Source organism: Armatimonas sp., from assembly GCF_031410135.1.
GTDB lineage: Bacteria > Armatimonadota > Armatimonadia > Armatimonadales > Armatimonadaceae > Armatimonas.
This window is the reverse complement of the sequence record NZ_JANNYP010000450.1, coordinates 1-6967: the sequence shown is the minus strand read 5'-3', so window position 1 is coordinate 6967 and position 6967 is coordinate 1. Positions and strand designations below refer to the sequence as shown.

General features: G+C 58.0%; 7 protein-coding genes and 1 other RNA gene. 2 read left to right on the top strand and 6 right to left on the bottom strand.

The features are described 5' to 3' along the window. A partial coding sequence (locus RMO15_RS16645; protein ID WP_309714571.1) for a hypothetical protein occupies positions 1 to 837 on the top strand: 837 nt, incomplete at its 5' end. Positions 838 to 981: 144 nt separating this feature from the next. On the opposite strand, the gene rph is transcribed toward RMO15_RS16645, so the two are convergent. The 5 genes from rph to ssrA form a co-directional block, all read right to left on the bottom strand. Then, positions 982 to 1692 carry a ribonuclease PH gene (gene rph, locus RMO15_RS16640; protein ID WP_309714570.1) on the bottom strand — a complete coding sequence of 237 codons (711 nt, stop codon included), beginning with the start codon at positions 1690 to 1692 and terminating at the stop codon, positions 982 to 984. After that, complete coding sequence (gene murI, locus RMO15_RS16635) at positions 1685 to 2476, bottom strand: glutamate racemase (RefSeq protein ID WP_309714569.1); 792 nt, start codon at positions 2474 to 2476, stop codon at positions 1685 to 1687. The genes rph and murI overlap by 8 nt, the downstream gene beginning before the upstream one ends. Next, positions 2477 to 3100 (bottom strand): GerMN domain-containing protein, encoded by a 624-nt coding sequence (locus RMO15_RS16630; protein WP_309714568.1) that lies wholly within the window; start codon positions 3098 to 3100, stop codon positions 2477 to 2479. It abuts the gene before it with no gap. A gap of 3 nt (positions 3101 to 3103) precedes the next feature. Continuing rightward, entirely contained in the window at positions 3104 to 4942 is a 1839-nt protein-coding gene (locus RMO15_RS16625; RefSeq protein WP_309714567.1) for an N-acetylmuramoyl-L-alanine amidase, read from the bottom strand. Between the two features lie 48 nt (positions 4943 to 4990). Then, positions 4991 to 5370: a transfer-messenger RNA gene (ssrA, locus tag RMO15_RS16620) on the bottom strand. 87 nt (positions 5371 to 5457) lie between these two features. On the opposite strand from ssrA, the gene RMO15_RS16615 reads away from it, so the two are divergent. Further along, positions 5458 to 6633, top strand: a complete 1176-nt coding sequence (locus RMO15_RS16615) for an LL-diaminopimelate aminotransferase (RefSeq protein ID WP_309714566.1) — start codon at positions 5458 to 5460, stop codon at positions 6631 to 6633. A gap of 127 nt (positions 6634 to 6760) precedes the next feature. Here RMO15_RS16615 and RMO15_RS16610 read toward each other — a convergent pair. Then, a partial coding sequence (locus RMO15_RS16610; protein ID WP_309714565.1) for an isoaspartyl peptidase/L-asparaginase occupies positions 6761 to 6967 on the bottom strand: 207 nt, incomplete at its 5' end.

The following is a 6967-nucleotide window of genomic DNA, read 5'->3' as shown; positions in this document are numbered from 1 at the left end:
CGCTCCCTCGAATGGCTTTTGGAGATACCAAGGGCAGTGATCAGTCTAGACACGAGACACATTATTCCTGACGATGGGAAGGACTATCCCTACATTCCTTCTACAATAACCTACGGCCTGATTGACGCCGAGCGTGCACGTCTGCGATGGCTGTCTCTGCCAACCAAGGATATGTACAGAGCAAAGCAACTTCCCGGCACCGACCTGTTTTTGTTCACGGGCACCCGAGAGCCAGGCTACAAGAGACTCTTCTGCTTTCTCAGTCCCAGTGGTAGCTTCAGTGCCGTCGCCGAAGCGGGAGGACAGGATACCAAGCCAATCGGACTAAGCCACGATGGTCAGAATCTCCTCTGCGAAGAAAAGATTCAGGGGCCACCGGCACAGACGAACTGGTACTCCATCCGGCTTCGCAATGCCCACGTGACAGTACTTACCCAGAAGCCGGAAGATTTAGTTTCTCTGGAAGAGCTTGACAAAAGAAACACACCGTCTCTACCACTTACCCTCACACGTGACCATTCCCGTTTGGTAGGAACCGAGGGACGAAGCGCCGCAACCATTGCTCTCTGGCTGGAGGCGATGCAGCCACGGCAGGACAAACGCTATGCACGGGGGCTGATCACGACCGAAACAAATGGAAACACAGCAACTGATGTTGTCCCCGCCATAGATGAGCCACCGCCCTACGGCTGGCCCGCTCCTGTCCTCCTTCCCGATCTCTCTACTGTGCTCTTCACCCGCGATGGCGCACTCTACCGTGCCCCCATTAGTCGCCTTGATCCAAGATCCTATGCAGGGCTTGTGGAGAGGCTGGCAAAAGAGAAGACTTCGCTCTAAAGCGGCTGATCAACGACACCGAGCGCTTTGCCAAGCGCCTCACCGCGCTACCGAGTACCCCGACTCGGTAGCTTATGTCCAGAAAAACGGCCTCGAGAACCTCTGCCGCCTGCTCTTCAACACCAGTGAGTTTGTCTTTGTAGACTAAAGAGCGATACCGTCGAGAGCTTCTTTTTGCTTGCGGAAGAGAGTCTCCAAGCCGATATTGGCGGTGTCGAGGAGCCGATCCATCTGTTTGCGGTCATACGGGCGACCTTCGGCAGTGCCACGCACTTCGACGTACTTTCCCGTGCCAGTGGCAACAATGTCCATGTCCACCATGGCGCGGGAGTCTTCTTCGTAGCAGAGGTCAAGCAGCTCAACGCCCCCTTGGATCCCAACAGAGACGGCGGCGACGGAGTCTATCAGCGCGGATTTCTTTAGCTTCAGGTTGTGTAGTGCCTCGGCGAGGGCGACATAGCAGCCCGTGATACTGGCGCAGCGCGTGCCGCCATCGGCCTGGAGCACGTCGCAGTCCAGTGTGATCATCCGCTCACCAAGAGCCTTCATGTCCACAACGGAGCGCAGGCTGCGGCCAATCAAGCGCTGAATCTCAATCGAGCGACCATCGGGCTTGATTCCCTCACGAGGCTTACGGTCTTTCCCGGAGCGCGGCAACATCGCGTACTCCGCCGTCACCCAGCCCTCGCCACGGCCCTTCATCCACATCGGCACGCGCTCCTCGACGGTTGCGCTGCAGATCACCCGTGTGTTCCCCATTGAGATCAAGCACGATCCTTCGGCATTGGGCATGAACCCACGCTCGATCTTCACCACACGCAGGTCCAGGTTCCCCCGACCATCCACTCTAGGCATTCTCTAACCTTCCATCCTTCCAGTGAAGCCGCTGCACCCTCGGCAGCTGCTCCAGATCTAGTATAGCCTGTGCAGCCCGAGAAAACGCATGAACCTCTCCCGTCGTCGCCAGAGAGAGCACTCCGTCGCCCGTTTCGGGCACCAGCTCGGCCACACGTCGTGCGACAGCAGCGCCCGTGTCAATCAGGGTGATGTCCGGCCCGACAAGTGCTTGAATCTGTGGACGCAAGGCGGGAAAGTGGGTACAGCCCAGCACCAAGGTATCGGCTCCTGCGGCAAGTAATGGCTCGATCTCATGACGAAGGAGCGCTAGAGTTTCTGGTGTTTCAAAGTCGCCCGCTTCGACAGCCTCCACCCAGCCCGGACAGGAGCGTGTCAGGACGGTAACATCCCCGGCAAAGCGGTCTAACAGCGCGGCAAACCTCGCACTCTGGAGCGTGCCTACCGTGGCGCAGACCCCAATCACCCCTGATTTTGTCGCGGCGGCGGCGGGCTTAACGGCGGGCTCCATCCCAATGATAGGGGTAGGAGAAAAGTGTGCCCGAAGGCGACTGGCAGCAGCGGCAGTGGCTGTATTGCAGGCAATTACCAGCGCTGTGCATCCTTCGCACAGAAGAAACTCGGACTGGGCAAGCGAGAGTCGAAAAATCTCCTCCGCACTCCGAGAACCATACGGCGCGTGTACCGAGTCACCGATGTAGGAAAGAGAGAGAGATGGCAGGAGCGCCTGAATCTCCCGCACGACTGTCAGACCGCCAACCCCTGAGTCAAAAACCCCCAGCATCTATTTTTGAGGAACAGAGAAAGGCTCTAGCAGCGACTGCATTCCACCGAGGCTCTCGATTGCTTCCCCCGCCACAAAGATCTGGACTTTTTTCACACCGGGAAGCTGCCCTCCCAGTCCCACGAGAGCGTTGACCAGCAGCAGTTCAGCACGGTCACCGCCGGGGAAGTTGTCTTTAAGCTCTTTGCTCATGTCCAGAAGTGCGGTGTCGCCGGTCACTTTCAGGCGTAGCAGACGCGTGTCTTTGGGAAGAGGCGGGTTTGTTCCCTTGGCCATAGACTCAACCGCAAACGCTAACCGCGCCTGATCGTCGCCACTCGCTTCAATCGCCTCCGGTAAGAGCACCGGGCCATCTGGCCCATCGGCGATTTTATAGATAGTGACGGTAGGTTTCTTGGGGACACCGGGATCTTTTGGCTCAGTTCCGCCTGCGGGTGTTGGGGTTGGCATCGTGATGATGGGCTGAGGCGTCGGGCCGGGCGCATCCGGTGGCGGCGTCGAGCCCGGAACGTAGGGGCTCACGTACGGCATCTTAGGCCGGCTCATAAAAAACACGAGAACACCTAGCCCCATTCCCAAGAGAATCGAAAACAGTGCTAAAAAAATACGCTTCTGGTTCGTCACAAACTATTTTACCGGATTTTCCGGTGTCTCGTCATCCGGGAACGTAGGCAGCGGTGGCAGACCAAAATCACGAGGTTTTTGTGGTTTGACATACTTGGTCAGCGAGCTGGGATTAGCGGCAAAGTAGTCCGCGATGCCTTCCGCGATGCCCTGAGCGGCTTGTCGCTGGACATCGGGATTTTTCAGCGAGGCATAGTCGGCGCTATTGCTCATGTACCCTAGCTCAACCAAAACCCCGGTCATCTGCGACGAGCGCAGGATCGCGTAACCTTTTTCGGGCGCATTCACCGTATCGGAGCGTCCCCCTCGAAGCGGGAGAGCATCCCCCACATTTTCCTTGATCTTTGCCCCGATAAAACGCGCCAAATCCCGGCTGGTCTCTTCCTGACGGTGATAGTAGACTTCAATTCCACGAACCGTACGATTAGGCCGTCCGTCGTTCAAGTGCACGGAGACAAAGATATCGGCGTTGGCTCGGTTGGCAATAATGGCACGCTCTTCTAGGCCAGGGTCAAAGTCCGAGTCTCGGGTGAGAATCACATTTGCTCCCATTGCCTCTAGGTTCTGGGCGACCATGAGTCCAATCGGCAGCGTCAGGTTCTTCTCCAGAATGCCATCGTCTGCACGGTTTCCCGTTGAACTAGAGCCACCGTGGCCAGGGTCAACCACAATCGTTCGGCCCGCGAGAGGGCCTTCTGTCTTGCGCGGCGTGAGCAGGTCAACCAGCAGCCCGCCGCCTTTGGCATTGCGAATGGTATAGCCCACCTGGCTCGCCAGCTCCACCAGCAGCCGAACCGCGTTGCCACCGACGGGAACAAGCTGAGCGGACTTGATCAGAGGGTGCTTCAGCTCTGCCAGAGTCGCTGCCGAGGACTTTGCAGAGTCGGCGAGGTAGATATTGCCAAAATCGAGAACGAGCTTGCCTTTCTGCACCGAGGGCCGGACATTGGGCACTCGGGTGGTCTGGAGGGCGAAGCGCAGGCGGTCGTCCCCGAGTGAGCTTGTGGATATATCACGGAGCACCATAGACGACGAGAAAGTGGTCCTAGCCGTCTTCATGGCAGGCGTGGGTGGTTTCGTTGTGGACAGCATGCCATTGGTGCTGGCTGTCGCAATAGGCGCACCGGGAGGTGCCAGGGTCGCCACCAGAGATGCTCTCCCCTCGCGCCAGGAAAAGGCAACGGGCTCGGAGAGATCTATGACGAGTCGCGCGGTGTTTTCATCGGCTTGAAGTGTCCGAACCGCGAGAACTTTGGAGGAGCTCACGCCAATCTGGCGCGGGAGCTCGCCAATCGTAGCACCGGGAAAATCAACGACCACGCGCAAGCCCTGGCTCTCTATCGAGACACTGGGGGTCACGGGCAACCCGGCGGTTACTTTGAGAGCATCGCCCTGGAGACTCACATCACGCAAGACTGAGCGCAAGATCAGCGTATTAGTGGACGGTTCAAACGAGAGGGCGGCAATTCCCATTGTCTTGAGCACCTCGACAGCGTCCACAAAGACGCCTCCCGCACGCTCAAACGGCCCCTGCCGCGCCGCAACCACGATCAGGTTCTTGTCCGCCCCAATCAGCTTGACACTGCCGCCTTCAACACGAGCAACAATCCCCAAGCTTACCAGCGACTCTGGGGCAATACAGATTGCATTGTCCCGAGAGTCCCGATACGGCATTCGATTGGGGTTGGAGGTCGTCAAGGGCGACGACCCAAAAACGACTTGTGCATTCCCCCCAAACCGACTCGCCCAGAGAGCCCCTGAGTCCGCTCTCTGGGCGAGGGCAGGCAGGCTGCTGCTGAGCAACCCGACCGCAAAAACAACCCCTAATCTTCTCTGCATCATCCGCTGGTGTCTCCCATTTCCGGCATGTACTGACAGATACCGATAGATATACGGAGGCGTGGGGACTCGAACCCCAGTCCAAAGTGGTCAAAGATCAAGCCTCTACGAGCATAGTCCGCAATTTATTTGTCAGACGGCCCCGCCTACGGACGGGCTGGGCTAGGTCTTAGCACGATTTATTTCCCCCGGTGATGCATGCGTTACATCGATAGGTAGTGAGGTTTAGTTTCACCGGACTACTCACCCCTCACAGGTCAGTAGCGCGATGGCTTAATCTAGTTAAGCAAGCGCTAAGGAACGCACAGCGTTCTTAGCAACCGCGAAGTTGTTCTTCTTGGCGTTTGTTTTTTTTACGGGTTTTTACGAGGCCACCCGCGCCTCGGCTCGCCACCTGTCTCATCGGCACCCTGTCAACTCCTATCGCCCCCAGGATGGTCAAAGACCTCTATCAGTTTATCATACTCCAATAGTCGGTAAAAATGCAGGAGAGTTCAGTGGTCTGGTAAAATCCTGGTATGCCACAACGTGCTTCCCGATTGGATTTAATTCCCCCCTATTTGTTTGGTGAGATTGCTCGCCTCAAGGCCAAGGCCCGCGCCGAAGGCAAGGATCTGATTGATTTTGGTATCGGTGACCCCGATCAACCGACGCCGCAGCCGATTATTGACAAGCTCTACGAGTTTGCCCAAGACCCCGAGACCCACCGCTACGATGAGTCCGACCAAGGTGATCCGGGCCTGACGGTAGCTGCCTGCCAGTGGTTTTCGAACCGCTACGGCGTCTCCCTGGATCCGAAATCCGAGATTATTCTGCTGATCGGCTCCAAAGAGGGGCTCGCGCATCTCTGCTGGGCCTACATCAACCCTGGCGATATCGCGCTGATCCCCGACCCGAACTACACAGTGCCCAAGGTGCAGACCCTGCTGGCGGGCGGCGTGCCCTATCTGATGCCCCTCACCGCAGAAAACAACTTTATCCCTGATCTGACCGCAATCCCCAGCGAGACGGCAAAAGCGGCCAAGCTACTCTTTCTGAACTACCCGCACAACCCCACAGGAGCAACGGCTCCCCTCTCGTTCTTTGAGGAGGCCGTGCGCTTTGCCAAAGAGTACGACCTGCTGATCTGCAACGACTGCGCCTATGCCGAGGTCGGCTACGATGGCTACCGCCCGCCGTCCATTCTGCAAGCAGAGGGTGCAAAAGATGTCGCGATTGAGACGCACTCGCTCTCGAAGACCTTCAACATGACCGGCTGGCGCATCGGGTTCGCCGTGGGCAATGCGGATGCGATTGCGAGCCTGAACAAGATGAAGAGCAATATTGACTCCAAGCAGTTCTCCGCCATCTCCCGCGCCGCCGGGTGGGCGCTGCTCAACGCCGATAACTCCGAGACACTTGCTCTCTACGACACGCGCCGCAAGCTGTTGATTGATGGGCTGAACTCGCTGGGCTGGAACCTGCCCTACCCCAAGGCGGGCTTCTTTGTCTGGATTCCCGTCCCCGAGGGTCACGACTCCATGAGCTTTTCCAAGCTGCTCTTAGAGGAAGCGGGAGTGCTCGTCATCCCCGGTGTCGGCTACGGCGAGCACGGCAATAAGTACGTCCGCATGAGCCTCACGATTGCCGGTGACAAGGCTGGCGAGCGCGTCACCGAGGCCATCGGGCGGATTCGTAAAGTTTTGGCACGGTAAACGTGCGCCTATGGGGCGCTTCGCGCCGCCTCCTCGTCCCTCGTCGGTAAAATTCCGAGCGGAGCGAGGCGGCGGAGGCACGACGCCCCGTAGCCCGACGATCTCCGTCTGGGAAACCAAAACGCGTTTATCGTTTGTAGATCGCAGTCGTCAGAGTGCCGTCGGCGGCGATCACACCTCGGTACATTCCCGCCGTGTTGAAGGGAAGCGACGCCTCCCCGTTGGCGGCGAGCGCAATCACACCACCCGTTCCCGCATCCAGCTCACCGTGAATTACTGCGCTGGCCGCGACTCCAAGAGTTTCTTTAGCGTGACGCATCCGGGCTGAGATTTC

What these genes read in the sequence shown, in the direction of transcription:
- rph (WP_309714570.1), bottom strand. Translation starts at nt 1,692, where the DNA reads ATGCCTAGAGTGGATGGTCGGGGGAACCTGGACCTGCGTGTGGTGAAG.
- murI (WP_309714569.1), bottom strand. Translation starts at nt 2,476, where the DNA reads ATGCTGGGGGTTTTTGACTCAGGGGTTGGCGGTCTGACAGTCGTGCGG.
- RMO15_RS16625 (WP_309714567.1), bottom strand. Translation starts at nt 4,942, where the DNA reads ATGATGCAGAGAAGATTAGGGGTTGTTTTTGCGGTCGGGTTGCTCAGC.
- RMO15_RS16615 (WP_309714566.1), top strand. Translation starts at nt 5,458, where the DNA reads ATGCCACAACGTGCTTCCCGATTGGATTTAATTCCCCCCTATTTGTTT.